Consider the following 21,538-nt stretch of genomic DNA (forward strand, 5'->3'; position numbering starts at 1 on the left):
CATTTTGTTTAAAATTCATAAGTGAGTCCTCCTGGTATCTAAATTAGGGGTCATTTCTTCGTCGAGAAACTGACACCCCGCATCATACCAAGAGGGCTTTTTTTGTTCAAGCCCCTAAAAAACTTCTAACAGGAATGCTCCTTTTTATCTAATAAATTTACAAAACTACTTGGCCCGTTTGAAACACGATCCCTATGCGACAACTACGCCCGATAATTGGACAAGCTGATTTACATTTCTGCAATCCTTTTTAGTTCTCTGGCACGGGATATAATAAAATCTGTCATATACTTTTTCAAAAATAATTTGTCTGCAATAATACCAATTGGACCAAAAGGTGACCTGTACTCAAATGTATCAATCATTAGAGTCCCACATTTTTCTTCTACGAATTGATGTGTATGTGTAAAAGATTGAAAAGCTCCTTTTACCATAATATCGACAAACACAGTAGGCTTTTCCATATGAGTTACTTTTGCTGTCAGCTTTTGTTTAATACCAAAGTGAGTAGCTTCCCAAGTTACAGTATCGCCCTTTTCCAAAAATCCCTGCGTAACCCCATCAATAGCATTTTCCTTAGTTTTAGCAGTAGTTTGAGTATGTACGTCTACGTTTCTTGCAAGTTCAAAACAAACATTGATAGGTGCATTGATAAATATATCGTGTTTAATTATAGGCATATTTAGCTTACCTTTCTTTTATTTAACCTTTATAAGCCATACAGGTCAGGTGCCTACCTACTTTACGATAGCACCCACCAATGAAGAACGAGACTTAAAGTTATTTGTGAAATCGCTTCAATTATGACTAGCATAAAATTTCTCTTAAGCACATTTAAATAACTATCACAGTAATAACTCCCGTTCCCCCTCCTCCAACCCTTTCAGTAAGTGGACACAATTGTGATTGTAGCCCAGTCCTTATGTATTAAACGCACCCTTTTGTTTAAAATTACTCCGTTAATACTGGTCTTCAAAGTGATCAGATATAAAAAAAGGATTTACTCTAATTTCCCTTAAAAAGTATTTTATTAATGTTTTCTTATCTAAGTATTCCCGTTTAGGAATTAACACTTCTCTTTTCAAACGTTCGTGTAGTTCCTTATCAATTTTAAAAGTTGAGTAAGCATATTTCTCACTATTTTCCTCTTCAATCCGAATTAAAAATGAAATGATATATTCATACATACTAGGGAAGTCACTTTCAATTTGCTGGTGATGCTCTATAAATGCCTTAATAAATTCTTCCAAATTAGATTCTCTATCTAAAAATGGAAAACTACAGAGGCTATACCAATTTCCTAAATACACTGTAAATACAGCAATCGCATAGCGACGTGTTTCCTTATCTGAAGCACCAAAATAATCGTAATACGCTTCTTTTTCAAAGCTTTGACCTGTATCGAAATAGCCGATTTCGATACCCTCAAGTCCTTTTTTTAATTTTTCAATAATCTCATTTGACACGAAGATTCCCCCGATCAAAGAATCAATTATTTCCTTGATATTATCATATACCATCATCTCTGTATTGCACTAAGTGGCCCTATTACTGAAATGGGTGAAGTCCTTCTTCAAGAATTGCCACCATTGGTTTAAGAAACTATGTAAGCACCCACGTTTTTTATTTTAGTAACTTTCTTATAATATAATCAATAACCAATCCATATAATAACCACAGAAAAAAGTGTAATAAGAAACCAGGAAATAAAATTTTGAAATTTTGACTGTCATAAACTAAGTCGCCAAATGTCCTGAACAAAAAGCCTAATAAAATATCTATTCCCAAAACAATATCCTTAAATGGATTAACGAGTATTTCAATTATATAATTGATCACTGCAAAGAAAGGTAACCAAAAAGCGAAACGTTTTAATAGCGACATTTAGTCATTCCTTTCTATCTGGAATGCGGTACATATCGAAATGGAGTGCCAATCCTTACTCCAGAATTACACCCTTTTGCTTAATTCCTTCAACTCAAGAGTTATAACCGAATGAGATAATAAATATCATTGCAATCAAAGATACAACGATAAAAATCGTAGATATTAAAGTTATAATTGCGGTTAAACTTTTAGGTATGTTAGTGCAATTTTTCCAAGTAGCTACTAACAGGAAAATACTGAGTAAAATTATGATAAGAAAAAATGATAAGAATCCAGCACGCTCTTTAATCATAAACCACAAGTCCATTTCGTCTGCCCCTCTCCGATAACACTTAACTCATTTTTATCCGATTGAGTCGCAGCGGTTGTTCAGTTAACGCACCCTTTGATGAGTAAAGTGATAAGAGTTACAATTTACTTCCGAAATTTACCTGGGTCTTCAATCCTTGTAGATAAAACCTCTCCACAATTAAGACAGAAGGTTAATATTTTATTCGATCCAACTGATAACTTTTTGTCTAGCGGCTTAACTGCCATAAAATCCGTACCTTCACCAAACTCAGTACCACTGCACTTTGGACATTCATTTTTATTCATTCATAACCTTTCCCTTATATTTAAATATACGGCTGAACTCATTAACCCACCTATAGTACAATTCATCTTCAAGAATTAATGGACCGTTCAGGTACAGTGCTTCTTCCACAACTGCCCCCGTGTCTAAATAATTCTTATACAAATCTTTACTTAATAAATTCAGCTTTCAGAAGGTAAGCAACGTCATATTTTTCTAGCTCATTCATATGGCCTTCAGGATTTTCATAAAAATCAGCAGTAAGACTACTCATAATTCCATCACTTGAATAACCGATATTCGCTAACACTAGTTCACCCTCAATTGAATTATCCTTGCCTTCAAGATTGTTCCAAATGCTTGCCATAGCATCTAAATCATCTGAAGTTGTCTCTGATTTACTTACAGAACTTAGACCTCTTTTACCGCTAATTCCAATATTGAATGTCTGCTTCTTTCCACTGTCATATGGATTAGTAGACGCAAAGATAATAGACCCTTTTTGCTCTACATCTGAAATTAATGAGCTTACTGCATCATTAACCAACTTACCTGATTCATATTTTTCAACCCATACTGATACTTCTTTATAGTCACTGTGAATATTGAAATCAAAAACAAATGAGTTGGCTGAAGTAGTCGTAAGTATTGCATGCTCTCTCACTGTTAATTCAACAGCAGAAATCGTATTTGATTTCGAATTATTATTAGCACAAGCACTTAAAGCAAATACCAACAGTGCTACTAGTGTAAAAAACCTTTTCATATTATCCTCCTTCCATCTACCTCTATTCAATTAAAATGGCCCGATCGTATTATTGAAGATCAATATTCTTCAAGTAGTGACAACTTCAGATTTTAAAATGGAATAGATATATAAGTCATCGAATTTGCCACAAGTAAATTCATAATGTCTTAATAATCCTTCTCTTTCAAAACCCATTTTATCTAACAATTTCAGCGATGCTAAATTAGCAGGTTCGAGTAATGCTTCAATTCGTTCTAACTGTAAGTTTTGGAATCCATATTTAACTACCGATTCCAATGCTTCACCGGCAATACCTTTCCCCCAATACTCTTTGCTTAACTCATAACCGATTTCAGTTCGAGAATGCTCAACAACTTTATTAAAAAAACCGCAACTACCGATTATCTTATCCGATCCCTTTAACGAGATTCCCCACCTAATGCCAGTTCCCTTTTCAAAAATTGACTTATACCATGAAATTTCATCCAATGCTTCGTCAATTGACTTAAATGGTTCTAATCCATAGTACTTCACCACATCAGTATCAGAAAAATACGTTAGAAGGTTCTTTGCATCATCGTTAGTTACTTGTCTTAAAATCAATCTATCTGTTTCAAGCACTGGGAATTCATCTACTTCTATCATTTTTAAACACCCCTGAATGGAAAATATATAATAAAGTAAATTGGCCCAGTTTGTTTAAGATGCTTTTTCACATAATACATTACGTTGTTTGGAGTGCAGGCGTCGACTCCAGCGGGAACAGCGCGAGCTGAAAGCCCTGCAGGTACCGAAGCGGACGAGGAGATTGAAGCCGTGCCCACGAAAAGCATGCGTCGGAACGGAAGCAACAGTTTATCCATAATGGATGCTGCCCTATTACTGAATAAATGAATCAGCTCATTTTTTCTAAAATTATATAATCCTTTGTTTTAGTAATGGGTATTTTATAATCAGTAGCAAATGCAATTAGATCATTAAAAATAGACTCTGGATTAAAGGCTAGGATTCTAAAATTAAGTCCTTTTCGATTTTGAACCACGGCACATTTTTTCTTCCAACCAACACGTGTTAATTTTAAACCATCAATTTCTTCGTGGTTAATCTCTTTAGCGTAGATTGGTAATGTGAAAATACGTATTTGGAACTTCAATACACCGTTTGATATTTTAAATCCAAAGTTTATAAAAATTGCAGCAAGTACAAGTAACGTGAATGGAATATGTAAATACAACATCCAAGAGCCTCCTCCATTACGAAGACTTAAGATCAAAACAACTAACAATATCAGAAAAATAACGACAAGTGGTCCCCGTTGTGTTTTTGCATTATAAACCACAATTGCATCTCCTTTAAGTAGCCCGATTGAAGCCTAGTCCTTATAGAACAACTGCAACTGTTTATCGAAGCTGCTTATTTTTATTTCGTTCATTTCTAAGTGCTGTAAAATTTAGGAAAATAGTATACCCAACAGCTAGGAGCAAAAGTATAATTCCATACCCAACCTCTAAATCCAACCAATACGTAGATAAAATTACCGTTATAGTAACAATAATTATTAACAGTAGGCTAGACCGATGATATTTGTTCATTGTGTCTTCTCCTAACGCTAGATTGATTCTAATAATATAAGCTCCATGACGATAGGGATCCATACATTTACAAAGCAATTGCAAGGAACTGTTTTTGCCGAGAAAACTTTTCCTGTAGGTTCACACCGAAGGGAAATTGAAGTACATGTTATAGGATATAAAATAGTGTTCTTGCGATATAGTACGCACCCAAAAATAGGAACAAAGGTTTTATAAAGTCTTTATTTTCTTTTTTATAAACAACAACTATGGAAACTGAAAATATAAGAGGTAACCATACAAACCAAAAGAGAAAATTGTTGAAAATAATTTCTAGAATTTTAATCAATCCTTTGAACATCCGATTATTTATTAAAGACTGTATTTGAATTTTCTTCCATAACGCTAATGTATTTCTTGTGCTGAACCGTTAGTTGAATAATTCAAACACTAATACTGATACGTTCTTAATGACTGATAAGTTTCATTCATTTGAATTAAGCAGATTTCTACTATCTTTTTGCTATAGATCCATTATCACTTCTATGTTTCACGAAATTTACGAATTGAAACCGTCTTGAATAGCGATAGAGGGATTTTATCGCCACGCCATTAAGTCACTACAGCACAACTTTTGAACGAATGCTCTTCTAAATTAAATATCAACAGAGTTATTTAACATAGTCTTACTCAATTAAAACTAGTAAAATAAGCCAATATGAAATACCCGCACAAGTAGAGGCCAGAAAAGTGTAAAGTTTAAAGTTTTTCTTATGTTTTTCATCTGAAATGGCACGAATTGCGTAGATTGTGCAAAAAACCGTAAAAAACGGAAGCAATGACAATAAGAAAAGCATATCCCAACTCCACCTCCTTAACATAAAAATATATTACCATAGTTTACCAACAACCCCAATTGAAATCAAAAAAACACCGCAAGAATTTTGCGGTGCTAATCCTTTTTCTAATTCAATTGATGTTTCAACTAACCTTTTTAACGATTAATAAGCGCGAGCAAACCACACTGTATGCTTCGATTCTTTGCCACAACAAATACAAGTCGACTTCGTTGCTGGTGGGTTAAATGGAATGTTACGTGTCGTGAATTTCGTTTCTTCTTTCACCTGTTCTTCACACGCATCGTCTCCACACCAACCTGCAAGAACCCATCCCGGAATTTCTTCTTTTTCTTTGTAATCCGAAATGTGAGTTGTTAACTGAGTAAGTGAATCGATATGGGTATGCGAATGTTCGTCACGGAAAGTACGTGCTTTCTCAAGTAAGCGTGCTTGCATCGTTACCAATTCCTCTTCAATACTGCTAACAATTGTCTCAAGATCTACGGCTACTTTTTCCTCTTCATCACGTGCTTTAAGAAGTGCCTGATTTTTTTCCAAGTCACGTGGCCCAAGCTCAATGCGAACCGGAACACCTTTAAGTTCCCACTCATTGAATTTGAATCCTGGAGATTGGTTGGAATCATCGATTCGTACACGAATTCCTTTGGCTTTTAACTCTTTGAATATCACATCTAAATTCTCCATAATTTCAGGGTTCTTCTTCCATGGTCCAACCGGAATTAACACAACTTGTGTCGGCGCAATACGTGGTGGTAATACAAGACCTTGCTCATCGCCATGCGTCATAATAACCGAACCAATTAAGCGTGTAGACGTTCCCCAAGACGTTGTATGAACAAATTCATGCTTGTTTTCTTTATTTAAATATTTAATATCAAAGGCTACCGCAAATTTTGTACCTAAGTAATGCGAAGTTCCTGCTTGCACAGCTTTTCCGTCCTTCATCATCGCTTCAATCGAATACGTATCTATAGCTCCTGCAAAACGTTCTGAAGGGGTTTTTTCACCTTCATAAACTGGAATCGCAAGTAATTCTTCTACCACTTCTTTGTAAATATTCAACATTTGCATGGTCTCCGCACGTGCTTCCTCTTCATCCACATGCGCGGTATGTCCTTCTTGCCATAAAAATTCGGAAGTCCGAATAAACGGAAGTGTTTTCTTTTCCCAGCGGAAGACGTTTGCCCACTGGTTGATTAGGAGAGGAAGATCCCGGTAGCTTTTAATCCAATCTGAGTAAAGGTGACCAATCATCGTTTCAGACGTTGGACGTAATGCCAAACGTTCTTCTAATTTTTCTCCTGCAGCTTCTGTCACCCAAGGCAACTCTGGCGAGAATCCTTCGATATGGTCTTTTTCTTTCTCAAAAAACGATTCAGGAATTAACATCGGGAAATACGCGTTACGGTGGCCTGTTTCTTTAAATCGGCGGTCCATTTCGGCTTGAATATGCTCCCAAATTTCATAACCATCCGGCTTGAAAGCGATACATCCTCGAACCGGTGTATAATCCATTAAATCCGCCTTTTGGATTGTATCAATATACCACTTTGAAAAATCACTTTTTTGTAAATTCGTCATTTTGTTCCTCCTTATATATAGTAAAAAGCACAAAGCTATCCTCATGTTAAGGACGTCTTTGTGCTGAATAAACGTGGTACCACCTTAGTTTCGTTTGAATGTAATTTTGTTAACTCAAACGCTCTAATTGTTTGATAACGAAAACAACTCGGTTATGTTTACATAACATCTCAGTGATAGGTTTCGATAAGAAGGGGTGCTATAGCTCTCAGCGAATGCTATATTTTCTGTTTCACAATTCTTATGTACTTGGTCACATCAAAGATTTCATTGTACGATTCCTTCAACTATAACAAATATGCGTGGTTTAGACAATTTGATTCTTCGATTGAGGTTCGTTCAATCCAAATTCCAAAAAAAGATGCCCCACAAAATGGTTTGTGGGGCATCAGGTATTGTCATCCACTTTTTGTAGTGCTCGTTACTTCCCTAGTACTTCATCCCAATCAATTGTTCCGTTTTTAATTTCATCACGACGCTCTTTAGTCATCAAGTCTGTCGGAGCTTCCTTACCCGGCCAGTCTTTGTCATGATTCGGAAACTCATCACGGTCTTTGGACAGGATGAATGCAGCTAAGTCACTTGCTTCTTGGTCTGTCAATGTATTCTCTTGACCGACTGGCATGTTATTCTGTAGATACCCAGCCATTTTTGACATACGTGCGAGTCCAGCACCGTCATTGAATGAACCTGATCCCCAAACTGCCGGTCCTGTATTTGAACCCGTACCTGATCCATCACCTGCATGGCATGCAATGCACGATTGTTGGAAAAGTTCTTCCCCATCATCAATGCTTGGTACTGGAACATCAGCCATGTTATTCGTATGTCTCCACGGAAGATCTGCATTCATTTCGACTGGAATTCCCTGGGAAATATACGTTAGATATGCAACCATTGCATCCAAATCTTCATCGTCTTCTTCAAACGGTTGCCCATTCATGCTTCGTATCATACATCCATTAATACGCTCTTCCAAAGTAACCACTTCCCCTGAACGAGGGATGTACATTGGATATACAGCAGATACACCGACCATTGAAGATGAGAACTCTTCCGTTCCTGCTCCCGCGTGACAACTCGTACACGAAAGTTGGTTAATTCGAGCTTCTCCGTCTTCAACAGAAGATGCTTCTGATCTAAGTACATTTGAGGTGTCATTGACAAGCTCATACCCTCTTAAAATTGCTTCCCCCAATGGACCATCTGGAACGTCTTCAAGCGATGGTGGGTTATGTACAATCCCCGCTACGGACTCCGCGGGCGCTTGAATTGCTCCACTGACCGCCAATTCATCTTTTTCATTCGTAACTTTCATCAACTGATTCGATAATAAAACAACCCCACCGAGTGTGGCGACAAATAAAAATGCTAGCATATAATTTAATTTGTTCTTCATTTTTTGTACCTCCTATTCTTTTCCTTCTGCTATATTATACCATTCCCTTCATTTTCCAACTTTGGATTTTGGCATTGTTCACAAATACACATTATACTTTATGACAATTCTTTTACATTTTTCCATCTGGAGTTAAGAGCGCAATAAAGTAAATATATAATATTTTTACTTTTCAGGTCTAAAAAGTTCACAAAAAAAGGATTGCATTAAAATGTTTTTTTCGTACACAGTAATGGAGAAGGAAAATTGAAAGGAGATGGAGACGAATGAGCCGAGGGAAACATAAAAATACGAACAACAACACCAACTCTTTGCCACAAACACCTAAAAATCAAAAAATAAAACCCGAAAATATGAAGGAAGAAATTTCGCTTGAGTTAGCGGAAATTGATAACTTAAGGCCAAAACAAGAACCAATGACGCCGAATAAGCGACAAAAAAGCGAAAAAGAGAAATGGTATTAAGGAAATTGATCTTTAGTAAGTAGATTGTATTTGCATTAAAAAACTACAAAATGCGCACTCAACTAAGTATGCGCATTTTGTAGTCTTTATATTTACATTTCCATCAACACAGTTACCACTATCCCCAGTAAGACGCCAAGTAGAACGGTACTTCCAAAAAGAAAGAACTCCCTCAATTCCCCATCCTTTCATTGTCTTTACGTTCTTACAGTTTATTGATGGGGTCTACTTTATATTCACTAGGAGTTTAGGTAACGATCCGTTTACAGCTTCACTCTTTGTAATCTTAATGCGTTTAGAACTACGGATACAGAACTAAATGCCATCGCTGCACCTGCAACCCAAGGTGCTAACAGACCGATTGCGGCTATAGGAATTCCAATCGTATTGTAGAAAAATGCGAAGAAAAGGTTTTGCTTAATATTTCGCATCGTTTTACGACTCATAATAATTGCATCGGCTACGCTATTTAGATCGCCTCGCATTAATGTGATATCTGCCGCCTCAATTGCTATATCTGTACCTGTTCCAACAGCCATCCCGATATTTGCCATTACAAGTGCCGGAGCATCATTAATACCATCTCCGACCATCGCTACATTTTTACCTTGGTCTTGAAGTTTTTTAATTTCGGTACTCTTTTGTTCAGGTAATACTTCAGCAATTACATGAGTAAGGCCCACTTGACGCGCAATTGCTTCGGCTGTCTTTTGGTTGTCGCCGGTTAACATGATGACTTCCAAACCCAACTCCTGCATCCGAACAATCGCTTGTTTCGATGTTTCTTTCACCGTATCTGCAACTGCAACTAGACCGGCAAGTTGTTGATTGATTGCAATAAGCATTGCAGTTTTGCCTTCCGCTTCCAACTTTTCCATTGCGGGTTCTATATTCACTGTCGAAATTTCATGCTCTCTCATGAGCTTTCTAGTCCCCACCAAAATCGCATTGCCATCCACACTTGCTTGAATACCGTAACCTGGCAGAGCTTCAAATCCCGTTACGTCGAGCAATGCCAACTCTTTCTTTTTTGCTCCGAGAACAATGGCCTGTGCCAATGGGTGTTCGGATTGATTTTCCGCTGTCGCAATTAATTGCAAAACCTCATCTTCGATAAAACCATCCTCGACAACAATATCCGTTAAAGAAGGTTCGCCTTTTGTCACTGTTCCTGTTTTATCTAACACAACTGTGTCAATCGATTGCGTATTTTCAAGGTGCTCTCCGCCTTTAAACAGCAGTCCCATTTCAGCAGCTCTACCCGAGCCAGCCATAATCGAAGTTGGTGTTGCTAAGCCAAGTGCACAAGGACACGCAATAACTAAAATCGATATCGTTGGGATGAGTGCCGACCTGAAATCACCCGGTGTCACTGCAAAATACCAAATGAAAAATGTCGCAACTGCAATTAGTACTACAATTGGAACGAAGACGCCTGAAATTCGATCCGCTAAACGCTGAATATCCGCCTTCGACCCTTGCGCTTGTTCAACAATTTTTACAATTTGAGCGAGTGCTGTATCTTTCCCAACTTTGGTTGCTTTAATTTGTAATGCTCCATTTTTATTAATCGTTGCGCCAATAACAGAATCCCCAGCTACTTTATCGACAGGAAGACTTTCACCTGTCACCATCGATTCATCGATTGCAGAACGTCCTTCAATAATTTCACCGTCAACAGGAATCTTTTCCCCTGGTTTAACTAGAACGATATCTCCTGCAATTACGGACTCAATTGGTAATTCTACTTCTTCGCCATCACGTAACACCCTTGCCGTTTTGGCTTGTAAATCGAGCAACTTGTGAATTGCTTGACTTGTTTTACCTTTTGCTCGTACTTCAAATAATTTACCAAGAACAATTAACGTTATGATCACGGCAGATGCTTCATAATACAATTCTGCCATGCCTACGCTACCAGCATTCAACCATTCAATGGATAAATATAAACTGTAAAAGTAGGCCGCACTTGTACCTAGTACAACTAATACATCCATATTCGCGCTTTTATTTCTTAGCGCATTAAAGGCACCTTTATAAAATTGGGCCCCGACAATAAATTGAACCGGTGTCGCTAATGCAAGCTGTACCCATGGATTCATAAGAATGTCAGGCATGTAAATGAAAGAAAGGAATTCGAAATGTGCAACCATTGTCCAAAAGAGGGGCAATGTTAAAATTAACGAGAAGATAAACATGTTTTTTTGCTTCCGTATTTCTCGTTCTTTATGATCTAGCTTATCTTCGTTGTCTTGTTTAAGTATCAACTCAAAACCCATCTTTTTAACAGCAGTTGTCATATCGATTGGTTCAACTTGTTTTTCATCATAATCCACAGTAAGTGTTTCTAATGCGAAATTGACATTTGCATTTGAGACGCCATCCATTCGATTGATTCGCTTTTCAATTCTTACAGCACAAGCTGAACACGTCATGCCTGATACATCAAACTCCACTTTATCTTCTATGATGCTGTAGCCCAACTTCTCGACTCGTTCTTTAAACTCATTCATGTTCGTTTTTTCAGGATCGTACGTAATCGTTGAGCGTTCAAGTGCAAGGTTTACATTCGCCTTTTCAACACCTTCTATTTTCGCAAGTCCTTTTTCAATCCGATTGGCACAAGCTGAACACGTCATGCCATGAATTTGTACTGTTTTTTCTGCTGTAGCCATCCGCTTCTCCTCCAATACTTGGTGGGGGTATATTTTTTTTATAAAGAAAGATCATACCTTATGGTACAATCCACTTTACCGCTTGTTACCCCACTATGGTGTAAGCGTAAATTTACTATTTGAAAGATGCTTAAACTACGTCAAATCCTTGATCTTCAATTGTTTCTTTAATTTGGTCCAATGAAGTAACGTTTTCAAATTCAACAGCGACCTCTTTCTTACCAAGATCCACTTTTACCGTTGAAACGCCTGTTATTTCGCCAACACTCGTTTCAATAGCATTTACACAATGGTTACATGACATACCTTCTACCTTTATTATTTCTTTCATCTGAACATCCTCCTAGTTTTTTATTTAGTCATCGTTTTCATGACACTCATTAACTCTTGAATTGCCGCTTCCCCATCTTGACCTTTAATCGCATTGACTACGCAGTGATGCGTGTGGTCCTCTAATAACGCTAGTGAAACTTTATTTATCGCAGACTGGATGGCACTAATTTGATGTAAAATATCGACACAATATCGGTCATCTTCAATCATTTGATGGACACCGCGCACCTGACCCTCAACTCGTTTAAGTCGATTAAGTAACTGTTTTTTATTCGGTTGAATGGTTGACTTCGCTAACTCCGACATATTATGCCTCCCTTCAACGTTCATATACCCCATACCCCTATACTAACATCTTTAACTCGTTTTTAAAACCCTAATGCTTTGAACCTCATTAAACGTCAAAAAAATTCAGTCCTTTATCAAACTTAACCATAACTTAACCTTCGAAATATAGACTAGAAGGAAATGAAAGTGAGGTTAAAACATATGCGTAAACAACTACTTACCCTACTACTTATCGGTGTATTAATAGTAACTGCATGTACGAAACAAAATGAAGAACCCAATAATGAATCAAAGAAGGAGCCTGTCAGCAAAGAGCAGGAGACAGTTGCCCCGGACAGCGAGGAGCCTACACTTGAAGTAGAGGAGGAGGAGAAGAAAGATGAACCTATCACTAAAACGATTTCGGGTGTGAAAGACGTATTGGATAACACAGCCGAAGCGATGAAATCGGTAGAAACGATGACAATCGATGGGGTAATTATTACTAAAACAGAAATGGCGGGGGTTAGCAGCACAGAAACAACGGATGTGACTGGAGTTATTTCTATGTCACCATTCACACAACATGTAAAAATGCATTCCGTATCGACTTTGGATCCCCCTGAAGACTCGGAACTATATATAACAGAAGAGGTCATGTATGGGCTCAATACAGATGATGGTGGATGGATTTCAATGCCGACAGATGCACTCTCGATTCAAGCGGGAATCTTTCAATCTGATGAGCAGTTTGCTCGTTTCTCAAGTTATCATGAATTGCTATCGTTAGAAGAAACCGATACACATTATAAAGTACTATTTACAGGTTCCGATGACGTCTATAAAGAAGTTGTTTTGGGCGTAGGTAGTTTCGGGGAAGCTCATGAAAATTTGATGGATATCGTTAAATCCATTAGTGGAACATTAACATTACTAATCGACAAAAAGTCGTTCTATGTTGTTGGAAGTTCAATTTCCGATGAACAAATAGCCGAAACAATGGGAATTGAGATAAAATCGGAGGATGAGATCTCTTACACATACAGTAGTTTTAACGACCTAGAAAGAGTTGTTGTTCCAGAAGATGTCATAAATAACGCAGTTGAAATTTCACTTCCTAATTTTTAACTAACACAAAAATGACCATCTAGTATCATCATTCAACTAGATGGTCATTTTATGTTTACTTAATTCTTCAATCCTTTAACAAACTTCTCCAACCGATCCATTCCTTCTTCTAATAAAGGCATTGCATAGGCGTAAGTGATGCGGATATGACCTTCTGCATGATTACCGAAAGCGACACCAGGAACAACCGCAACGTCCCCTTCTTTTAACAACTTAATCGCAAAGTCATATGAACCCAATCCAAACTTTTTAATGGATGGGAAAATGTAAAACGCACCATTTGGTTTAATCGTTTCAAGCCCCATCTTTGTGAGTCGTCCGTAGACATAGTCACGTCGTTTAATATATTCCTTATTCATTTCTTCTGCTGCACCCCGACATTCATTAAGTGCGACAACACCCGCGTGTTGCCCTGGAACGGATGCACAGACTGAGTTATATAAATGAACGTTCTTAACGTGCTCCATTAACTTAGCAGGGCCCATCACATATCCGATGCGCCAGCCTGTCATCGAGTGCGATTTCGACAGCCCATGAATTAGGAAAAAACGATCTCGGATTGATTTATATTGACCAAACGAATTATGATTGCCCGAGAATACATTCTCACTATAAATTTCATCTGACAAAACAAACAGTTCATGTTTTTCTAGAACTGCAACAAGAGCGTCCATTTGTTCTTTAGTAAGCGTCATTCCTGTTGGATTCGATGGGTAATTAAAAAGAATTGCTTTTGTTTTACTTGTTATTAAAGACTCGAGTCTTTCAGGTGAAGGTATAAATGCTGTGTCACTTGTGTCTAAATGAACGACCTTGGCTCCACATAATTCAATGATTGGCTCATACCCCAAGTAAAGTGGCGTCGGTAAAATCACCTCATCGCCCGGTGATAAAAGGGTACGAAATGTCGAATCAATCGCTTCACTAGCACCATTTGTTATAACAATTTCATCTTCTGGATTATAGGAAAATCCGTATTTATCCTCAAAAAAGGACGCGACAGCTTGTCTCAATTCCGCTAAACCCGCGAAGTGAGAATACCCTGTGTGATTATTTTTAATCGCATCTATACCAGCCTGCTTCACAATTTCTGGCGTTGGAAAGTCTGGTTGCCCGATTGTTAAATTGATGGCGTTTGGATAATTTAGTGCCTGCCCAGAAAGGTCCCGAATCCCAGAAATCTTAATCGCTTCGGCTGATTTATTAATTGCTAATGTCATTATTATCATCCTCACCTTTCATCCCACTATTTTTCTATGTGTATAACTCCATAGTAAAGTCCGTACAATGAAACCGCAATAGCTAGAAAGCGATTGCATCTTAAGTAAGCCTATTCCCTTTCACCAAAAAATAACCCTGAAACCATTCGATACCTACCGAATGGTTTCAGGGTTACTTATTTCTACTTATGCTACTGACTGTCTAGCTACTCGTTTCTCTTCCGATTTATCCACTACTGCTGCACCTACAATATCACCAACAACGTTCGATGCCGTACCGCCCATTCCAATAATCGCATCGACTCCGGCAATGAGTGCCACGATTTCAAGGGGTAAATCAAAAATTGTTAGTACAGCTGCTAGCGTAACTAACCCGGCTGCGGGAACACCTGCAGTTCCAATTGATAGCAATGTACCTACCAAAACGATTAGGAATAAGTCTGGTGCAGAGAGCTGTAAGTTCATAATATTTGCAGCAAATACAATCGATATTCCCATTCGTATTGCTCCACCATCCGAATTAAATACAGCACCTAAAGGTAATGAAAAATTGACAACATCATCAGAAATACCCGCTTTCTTTGCTGATTTTATCGCAATTGGTAACGTAGCAATACTGCTTGACGTGAAGAATGCTGACGTATAGGCTTCTTTTGTCTGTTTGAAAAAATTCAGTAAAGGTGTTCCCGATAGGATTAGAAATGCTGAATAGACAAAAACCCAAAGTATGAGTAACCCTAAATAGAAGACACCTACAAATGCGAATAGAGATTTTAATGTCCCCATCCCTTGTCCTCCAAAGGAAGATGCACTGATGGCAAAAATACCAATTGGCATATAAAGAAGAATTCCATTTAATAATGTATAGAATAATTCGCTCGTAGCTGCCGTAAACTTCGCAAGCATCTCGCCGTAGTCTTTTACTTGTTCATCGGCAGAGCCTTTCATTATTGCAATGGCTGCTCCAATAATGATTGCTAAGAACATGATCCCCATGACGTTTCCCGCACTAAATGCAGTAACAATATTATTAGGAACCATGTTCAACAATACATCCGTAAAGTTGGGTGCGGTTGGTTTATCAACAACCACGTCAGGCAAAGTTAAATGTTGACCTGGCTTTAACCATAAAGCCAATCCGAGTCCAATCAGTACAGCAGCAGCAGTTGTTATCGCATAATACACAATTAACTTCCAGCCAATTCTTCCGAGCTGAGAGGTTGTCATTTTGTTTACAGCAAGAACGACTGTAAGAAATATAACCGGGATCGCAACTAACGTTAGCAAACTAATTAGTAAGGTTCCCATTGGCTTTAGAAATTGAGCCTGCTCCCCGAATGCAACACCTACAATAATTCCAAGTATAAAACCAATGGTCATTTTTACGATGAATGATGTTTGCTTGTATTTACCCCACATTTTTTTCATGCGCTCACACTTTCTCTATCAAATGTTTTTCTGAATGTCTCGTTGACATATATCATACCATAGAGCCACTTATTTCCATCGATTCCTCACTTCCAGACTATAGAGTTGAACCGTCACTTGAAGGCTTCTCTATATACGTTAGTGTTTTACCAAGATAACCAAAAAGAATCGTTAGCAATGGTGACAACAAACAAAAGAATGCGAAAGGTAAATATTCAAGCGTTGAAACACCTAACATCTTCGTGATGAATAGCCCACAAACACTCCAAGGTACTAATGGATTGACGACAGTTCCCGCATCCTCCATCACCCTACTCAAGTTTTTCCCTGCAAGGCCTACCTTCTCATATTGAGGTCGGAAAGCCTGTCCTGTCAGCAATATAGATAAATACTGTTCCCCAATCAATACGTTGATGCCTATTGCTGTGACTGCGGAAGCGAATATAACGGAGGATACCTTTTTCAATGCTTGCTCTACTTTTTCAAGTAAACATTGCACAATGCCTAGCGTAAATAACAGGCCACCCATACTTAACGCCAGTAAGACAAGACCAATCGTCGGCAACATACTTTCCATGCCACCACGTGTTAGTAGTGCATCAATATCTTCAATACCCGTTGTTGAAACAAATCCTTTATATAAAATCAAAAAGACATCTGTAACTCCAAAGTCTTGGTGAAAGAACGCTATAGCAACTGCGCTGGCTGAACTAATTGCCAACGTCAACAGAGCCGGCACCTTTTTAATCGTTAACGTTAACAATACGAAAAGCGGAAGAATCGTATACCAATGGATCATCCCTGTAGCAAGTAACCCATCTTTAAAGAACGTAATCGCATCGACGTTTGTCAACGTTTCCTTCGGAGAAATTAATCCAAACAGGAAAAGCGATATGAAAAAGACGGGCACGGTCGTCCATCCCATATTTCGGATATGTTCAAATAAATCGACACCTACAATAGAAGAGGATAAATTTGTTGTATCCGATAAGGGCGACATCTTATCGCCAAAAAACGCCCCCGAAACAATTGCACCAGCGACCATCGCAAGGGACATATCGAGTACAGCACCCATCCCAATAAATGCGACGCCTACAGTCGCAACTGTCGTTAACGAGCTTCCTACTGCGATCCCTATAATTGCCGTGACGACAAACACAGTTGCAAGGAAGTAAGACGGAGTGATTATTGAAAACCCAGCATAGATCAGCGTTGGTATTGTTCCGCTCATAATCCAGCTACTCACCAAAATTCCAATAAAGAAAAAAAGGTATACCGCGCTCATTCCCGCTCTCGCCCCTTCGACGAGCCCGTTTTCTAATTGGCGGTAAGATAGTTTTTTGAAAAGTCCGTAGCCAATTAATAACAAGATTGCTAATAATATCGGTAAATGCGGAGACGAGTCGAATTTAATAATACTGATACTAATTATTGTTATGATTCCCACTACGATTGTCATTGCCTCTGTAAATGTAGGTGATATTATGGACTTTATTGGAAACACAATAAACCTCTCCCTTTGCTAGATAAATGAAATGCAAAAAAACCTACCCATCCCTTGAAAAGGGACGAAGAGGTTCTCCGCGTTACCACCCTACTTGATACGTCAGCTTTTGACTGATAATCCACTTCATTTCACTACCCGAGAAAAATAGACGGCGTACTTCATCCACATCGCTGCCTGAACTTTCACCATCTGCTCAGTCTCTTTTTACTGCCCACGATATGCTTACTAAACCGACTCTCGTTTATATCTTTTTGCATTCATTAAAAGCTGAATCGCTTCTCTGCTACATTTCTTTTATCCTAATACAAAATACGAAACGAAGTCAACTTTTCAAAATTAAACAGGGAAATCCAACTATTCAAAAATTAATGCGTGTACTTTTTGCAATTAGGGTATAGCAAAAGTATGAGTAACAGTAAAAATTGAGGGGGTATTCAATTGACGAATTCCAAAGGACAATCGATCAGACAACAAAGCGCCCTGTCTACAAACGACCTGAAAAAAACTGTAGATCATACTACGTTTGGATTTGAAACGACAGAACAACTCGAAATACTAACCAATATAGTCGGACAACAACGGGCTCGTACAGTCATGAATTTTGGTCTTCATGTAAATAAACCCGGATATCATTTATATGTTGGTGGTATTGAAGGCACCGGGAAAACTTCCTTCGTCAATTCAACCGTTAATGACTTTGCAGACAAAGAGGTTCAGCTTTTTGATTGGTGTTATGTAAATAACTTTGAAGACGAGTATAAACCTAAAGTATTGAAGCTAACTGTTGGTTTAGGCAAGAGTTTAAAAAAGTCGATGGAAACCCTCATTAATGACTTGAAACAAGATATTCCACGTGCATTTAATGATGAAAACCTACAAAATATTCGCATGTCCATCATTCAAAAATACACAGATAAGCGAAATCAGGTGTATAAACAAACCGATCAAACAGCAACTGATTTTGGTTTTCTAATCAAACAATCGGGCTCATCTATTCTTACCATTCCGAAAGGGGAAGATGGACAACCACTCAGCGAAGAAGCTTTCGCCAAGTTAGATGAAGAACAATTGGCCACGATTGAAAAAGATTCAGCCAAGTTGCAAGAAATAATACTAGAAGCCACTAAATCAGTTCGCGCTTTTGAACAAGAGTTAAAGAAATCCTTAACTGGCTTTGATCTTCAAACGGCACACACAGTCATCGACTACCAGATTGACGAGTTAAAAAAGAAGTATGTAGAGTGCAAAGAAATCATAAGGTATTTAGTCGCCGTCCGAAAAGATTTAGTGAAGAATTTCCATTCGTTTTTGCCAAACGAAGCCGAAAAAGATGAAAAAAAAGCAGCGAATTTATTCAAAGACACGCATCAAGTGTTTAAGAAATATACCATTAACTTGCTCATTGATCATAGCGAGACAAAAGGCGCGCCCGTCGTTTCTGCGGATAACCCTACCTTTTACAATTTAGTAGGAAAAGTAGAATATGAAAACCGAATGGGAGTCATGAGCACAGACTTCACAAAAATCAAACCCGGTTATCTTCATCAAGCCAATGGCGGCTATATTCTCATCCAAGCAAAAGATATCTTCACGAAAGCGCTGGCTTGGGAAGGTTTAAAAAGAGCGTTGCTAACTTACAAACTTCAAATTGAGAACATTGGAGAGCATACGAGTATTATCGCTACAGCATCCGTTAATCCAGATCCAATCCCACTGAATACAAAAGTAATTATTATAGGTAATATGCAGATTTTCAAAGCGCTGTATAACAACGACGAAGATTTTCGCAAACTTTTCAAAATCCGAGTCGATTTTGATGTTGAAATGCGGTACAACGAAGACAACATCAACGGGCTCGCTAACTTTATTCATACCCATTGTAAAAAACATGGGCTACGGCACTTCGATCGAACTGCTGTCGCAAAACTCATTGAATATAGTTCTCGTCTTGCAGAACACCAAAACAAACTATCGACAAGGTTCAACTTACAAGTAGAGATTATTTACGAGGCTGACGCATGGGCAAATATGATGGGTGACGACCTTATTTCAGCTAAACACATTGAAAAAGCAATTGAAGAAAAGAAGTATCGGTCAAACTTATACGAAGAGAAAATTCAAGCAAGCATCGATGAAGGAAATATTTTGATTGACACAGAAGGAGAAAAAGTTGGACAAGTCAACGGTCTAGCGGTTTACGACTTAGGACAATACAAGTTCGGCAAACCTTCTCGCATAACCGCCACAACCTTTATGGGTCGCAAGGGCTTTGTCAATATCGAACGTGAAAGTCAGTTGAGCGGCAGTTCACATAATAAAGGTGTATACATCTTGGGCGGGTATTTGGGACAGAAATTTGCTCAAGAATATCCACTCGTCCTAACTGCACATATTGCTTTTGAACAATCTTACGGCGGTGTCGACGGGGATAGTGCGTCAAGCACAGAACTATATGCGATTCTTTCTAGCCTTTCAGAAATTCCAATCGACCAAGGACTTGCCGTGACGGGATCCGTAAATCAAAATGGGGAAATTCAGCCAATAGGCGGTGTAAATGAAAAGATAGAAGGCTTTTACGACGTATGCAAAACGAAAGGTCTTACCGGTAATCAAGGCGTGCTCATACCCCATCAAAATGTGAAAAACTTAATGTTAAACGACGAAGTCATTCAAGCCGTTGGCGATGGACAGTTCCACATCTACCAAGTTAAAACGATTGAAAAAGGCATTGAAATTTTAACGGGTGTGCCTGCTGGCCAACCAAATGAGTATGGGAACTATGACATAGAAACAGTATATGGAAAAGTTGCTGCCAAATTGCAAAGGTTTATGGAATTTGCAAGAGAACAAGAAAAGTAACTTTTCAAGGCAGATTCCTTCTGCTATCTAATTAACAACTGGTAATATTAAGTATATGAATTAGGTTGAATACAGAAGGAGCAGATGTTGATGAAAAAAGTAGGTTGGCTAGTTGTCGCTGTTCTATTGCTGTTGGTTGGATGTGGGACTTCGACGGATACAGAAAAAGGATACCTCACTGTAGATATTGATCAAGTCCAACAACTTCAAGATGACGGTGCCATTGTCGTTGATGTACGTGAAATCGAGGAATTTGAAGAAGGTCACATCATAGAAGCTATCAACGTACCCCTATCTGAAATTAAAAAAGGCGAACGCGCTAATCTAAGTAAAGATGAATCGTATATTATTATTTGCCGCAGTGGAAGTCGTTCAAAGGAAGCTAGTACTATTTTAGTTGATGACGGCTATGATCTAGTGAATGTTTCGGAAGGCATGTCTTCTTGGACAGGTGAAATTGAAAAATAAAATCCGGAATGTCATTAAAACTTTATACACAAAAACTGCACCCAATTGTTAAACACGTCCCAACAATTGAGAGGCCACTGAAAAACTTACGTTTGTTAATTTATAATGGTTTCGAAAATCAAAAAGGAGTCAATTCGTTCGATTTTGAACGAATTGACTCCTTTTCCTTTGATTGTTCTTACTCTTTGTCCTTCATTAACGTGATAATTCGCTTGAGATTGACGGCAAATATAGTCATAGCCCCTTGCATTTGCATACCAAATAGACCCGCGGATTGGGCTACATCATATCCGTGTCTATGTTTTAACTCACTATTCTTTGCTTCAATTTTATAGCGAGATTTGGCTTTGACTTTAAATTCATCGCTATTTTGAAACGCTTCTTGATCTTTATGTTCCGTCGATTTAATTGTGATTGAGTACGTTTTACTTTTCGCCCCTTCTTTATAACAACCTTCACGAAGTGGACATGCTTTACACTTTTTAACATCGAAATAATAGGTTTGTTTTTGATTTCTCCCTATGTTTTTCTCTCCTGTACGTGCTTTCCGAATTGCCATATGACCAGCT

19 protein-coding genes and 1 other annotated feature are annotated in these 21,538 nt (G+C 38.2%); of the genes, 4 read left to right on the forward strand and 15 right to left on the reverse strand.

Annotated features, from left to right (window positions below; genetic code table 11):
• Positions 1–230: 230 nt before the first annotated feature.
• From ACXYMX_RS16075 to ACXYMX_RS16110, 8 genes are all read right to left on the reverse strand, one after another.
• Positions 231–680 (reverse strand): SRPBCC family protein, encoded by a 450-nt coding sequence (locus ACXYMX_RS16075; RefSeq protein WP_459045257.1) that lies wholly within the window; start codon positions 678–680, stop codon positions 231–233.
• Positions 681–959: 279 nt separating this feature from the next.
• Positions 960–1,466, reverse strand: coding sequence for a hypothetical protein (locus ACXYMX_RS16080; RefSeq protein ID WP_459045258.1), 507 nt, complete (start codon positions 1,464–1,466; stop codon positions 960–962).
• 1,164 nt (positions 1,467–2,630) lie between these two features.
• Positions 2,631–3,227, reverse strand: coding sequence for a hypothetical protein (locus tag ACXYMX_RS16085; RefSeq protein WP_459045259.1), 597 nt, complete (start codon positions 3,225–3,227; stop codon positions 2,631–2,633).
• 69 nt (positions 3,228–3,296) lie between these two features.
• Positions 3,297–3,854, reverse strand: coding sequence for a GNAT family N-acetyltransferase (locus ACXYMX_RS16090; RefSeq protein WP_459045260.1), 558 nt, complete (start codon positions 3,852–3,854; stop codon positions 3,297–3,299).
• A gap of 250 nt (positions 3,855–4,104) precedes the next feature.
• Positions 4,105–4,548, reverse strand: a complete 444-nt coding sequence (locus tag ACXYMX_RS16095; RefSeq protein ID WP_459045261.1) for a hypothetical protein — start codon at positions 4,546–4,548, stop codon at positions 4,105–4,107.
• Positions 4,549–4,609: 61 nt separating this feature from the next.
• Complete coding sequence (locus ACXYMX_RS16100) at positions 4,610–4,801, reverse strand: hypothetical protein (RefSeq protein ID WP_459045262.1); 192 nt, start codon at positions 4,799–4,801, stop codon at positions 4,610–4,612.
• A gap of 980 nt (positions 4,802–5,781) precedes the next feature.
• Complete coding sequence (gene proS, locus ACXYMX_RS16105; RefSeq protein WP_459045263.1) at positions 5,782–7,221, reverse strand: proline--tRNA ligase; 1,440 nt, start codon at positions 7,219–7,221, stop codon at positions 5,782–5,784.
• A gap of 45 nt (positions 7,222–7,266) precedes the next feature.
• Positions 7,267–7,492, reverse strand: a binding site (T-box leader).
• Positions 7,493–7,642: 150 nt separating this feature from the next.
• Positions 7,643–8,620, reverse strand: a complete 978-nt coding sequence (locus ACXYMX_RS16110; RefSeq protein WP_459045264.1) for a c-type cytochrome — start codon at positions 8,618–8,620, stop codon at positions 7,643–7,645.
• A gap of 266 nt (positions 8,621–8,886) precedes the next feature.
• On the opposite strand from ACXYMX_RS16110, the gene ACXYMX_RS16115 reads away from it, so the two are divergent.
• Positions 8,887–9,084, forward strand: coding sequence for a YfhD family protein (locus ACXYMX_RS16115; RefSeq protein WP_459045265.1), 198 nt, complete (start codon positions 8,887–8,889; stop codon positions 9,082–9,084).
• A 263-nt stretch (positions 9,085–9,347) separates the two neighbouring features.
• On the opposite strand, the gene ACXYMX_RS16120 is transcribed toward ACXYMX_RS16115, so the two are convergent.
• From ACXYMX_RS16120 to ACXYMX_RS16130, 3 genes are all read right to left on the reverse strand, one after another.
• Positions 9,348–11,774 carry a heavy metal translocating P-type ATPase gene (locus tag ACXYMX_RS16120; RefSeq protein ID WP_459045266.1) on the reverse strand — a complete coding sequence of 809 codons (2,427 nt, stop codon included), beginning with the start codon at positions 11,772–11,774 and terminating at the stop codon, positions 9,348–9,350.
• A gap of 115 nt (positions 11,775–11,889) precedes the next feature.
• Positions 11,890–12,090 carry a copper chaperone CopZ gene (copZ, locus tag ACXYMX_RS16125; RefSeq protein WP_459045267.1) on the reverse strand — a complete coding sequence of 67 codons (201 nt, stop codon included), beginning with the start codon at positions 12,088–12,090 and terminating at the stop codon, positions 11,890–11,892.
• A 20-nt stretch (positions 12,091–12,110) separates the two neighbouring features.
• Positions 12,111–12,422: a metal-sensitive transcriptional regulator gene (locus ACXYMX_RS16130; protein WP_459045268.1), complete on the reverse strand. Its 312-nt coding sequence runs from the start codon at positions 12,420–12,422 to the stop codon at positions 12,111–12,113.
• Positions 12,423–12,581: 159 nt separating this feature from the next.
• Here ACXYMX_RS16130 and ACXYMX_RS16135 point away from each other — a divergent pair, with 159 nt between their 5' ends.
• Complete coding sequence (locus ACXYMX_RS16135; protein ID WP_459045269.1) at positions 12,582–13,487, forward strand: DUF6612 family protein; 906 nt, start codon at positions 12,582–12,584, stop codon at positions 13,485–13,487.
• A 59-nt stretch (positions 13,488–13,546) separates the two neighbouring features.
• Here the strand turns inward: ACXYMX_RS16135 and ACXYMX_RS16140 are convergent, their stop codons facing one another.
• From ACXYMX_RS16140 to nhaC, 3 genes are all read right to left on the reverse strand, one after another.
• Positions 13,547–14,707 carry an aminotransferase class I/II-fold pyridoxal phosphate-dependent enzyme gene (locus tag ACXYMX_RS16140; RefSeq protein ID WP_459045270.1) on the reverse strand — a complete coding sequence of 387 codons (1,161 nt, stop codon included), beginning with the start codon at positions 14,705–14,707 and terminating at the stop codon, positions 13,547–13,549.
• Positions 14,708–14,893: 186 nt separating this feature from the next.
• Positions 14,894–16,135 carry a dicarboxylate/amino acid:cation symporter gene (locus tag ACXYMX_RS16145; protein WP_459045271.1) on the reverse strand — a complete coding sequence of 414 codons (1,242 nt, stop codon included), beginning with the start codon at positions 16,133–16,135 and terminating at the stop codon, positions 14,894–14,896.
• A gap of 97 nt (positions 16,136–16,232) precedes the next feature.
• The gene (nhaC, locus tag ACXYMX_RS16150; protein ID WP_459045272.1) at positions 16,233–17,639 is read right to left on the reverse strand and encodes a Na+/H+ antiporter NhaC; all 1,407 of its coding nucleotides are present in this window, start codon (positions 17,637–17,639) and stop codon (positions 16,233–16,235) included.
• A gap of 441 nt (positions 17,640–18,080) precedes the next feature.
• Between nhaC and ACXYMX_RS16155 the strand changes: the two genes are divergently transcribed.
• Both ACXYMX_RS16155 and ACXYMX_RS16160 read left to right on the forward strand, forming a co-directional pair.
• Complete coding sequence (locus ACXYMX_RS16155; protein ID WP_459045273.1) at positions 18,081–20,501, forward strand: AAA family ATPase; 2,421 nt, start codon at positions 18,081–18,083, stop codon at positions 20,499–20,501.
• A gap of 90 nt (positions 20,502–20,591) precedes the next feature.
• Complete coding sequence (locus tag ACXYMX_RS16160; protein WP_459045274.1) at positions 20,592–20,969, forward strand: rhodanese-like domain-containing protein; 378 nt, start codon at positions 20,592–20,594, stop codon at positions 20,967–20,969.
• Between the two features lie 178 nt (positions 20,970–21,147).
• On the opposite strand, the gene ACXYMX_RS16165 is transcribed toward ACXYMX_RS16160, so the two are convergent.
• A partial coding sequence (locus ACXYMX_RS16165) for a transposase (protein WP_459045275.1) occupies positions 21,148–21,538 on the reverse strand: 391 nt, incomplete at its 5' end.

The sequence above is a fragment of the Sporosarcina sp. CAU 1771 genome, assembly GCF_054482775.1.

Excerpts from the sequence above, each read along its gene's own strand:
- copZ (WP_459045267.1), bottom strand. The coding sequence starts at position 12,090 with ATGAAAGAAATAATAAAGGTAGAAGGTATGTCATGTAACCATTGTGTA.
- ACXYMX_RS16130 (WP_459045268.1), bottom strand. The coding sequence starts at position 12,422 with ATGAACGTTGAAGGGAGGCATAATATGTCGGAGTTAGCGAAGTCAACC.
- ACXYMX_RS16145 (WP_459045271.1), bottom strand. The coding sequence starts at position 16,135 with ATGAAAAAAATGTGGGGTAAATACAAGCAAACATCATTCATCGTAAAA.
- ACXYMX_RS16135 (WP_459045269.1), top strand. The coding sequence starts at position 12,582 with ATGCGTAAACAACTACTTACCCTACTACTTATCGGTGTATTAATAGTA.
- ACXYMX_RS16140 (WP_459045270.1), bottom strand. The coding sequence starts at position 14,707 with ATGACATTAGCAATTAATAAATCAGCCGAAGCGATTAAGATTTCTGGG.
- ACXYMX_RS16160 (WP_459045274.1), top strand. The coding sequence starts at position 20,592 with ATGAAAAAAGTAGGTTGGCTAGTTGTCGCTGTTCTATTGCTGTTGGTT.
- ACXYMX_RS16085 (WP_459045259.1), bottom strand. The coding sequence starts at position 3,227 with ATGAAAAGGTTTTTTACACTAGTAGCACTGTTGGTATTTGCTTTAAGT.
- ACXYMX_RS16110 (WP_459045264.1), bottom strand. The coding sequence starts at position 8,620 with ATGAAGAACAAATTAAATTATATGCTAGCATTTTTATTTGTCGCCACA.
- ACXYMX_RS16100 (WP_459045262.1), bottom strand. The coding sequence starts at position 4,801 with ATGAACAAATATCATCGGTCTAGCCTACTGTTAATAATTATTGTTACT.
- ACXYMX_RS16090 (WP_459045260.1), bottom strand. The coding sequence starts at position 3,854 with ATGATAGAAGTAGATGAATTCCCAGTGCTTGAAACAGATAGATTGATT.
- ACXYMX_RS16075 (WP_459045257.1), bottom strand. The coding sequence starts at position 680 with ATGCCTATAATTAAACACGATATATTTATCAATGCACCTATCAATGTT.
- ACXYMX_RS16115 (WP_459045265.1), top strand. The coding sequence starts at position 8,887 with ATGAGCCGAGGGAAACATAAAAATACGAACAACAACACCAACTCTTTG.
- proS (WP_459045263.1), bottom strand. The coding sequence starts at position 7,221 with ATGACGAATTTACAAAAAAGTGATTTTTCAAAGTGGTATATTGATACA.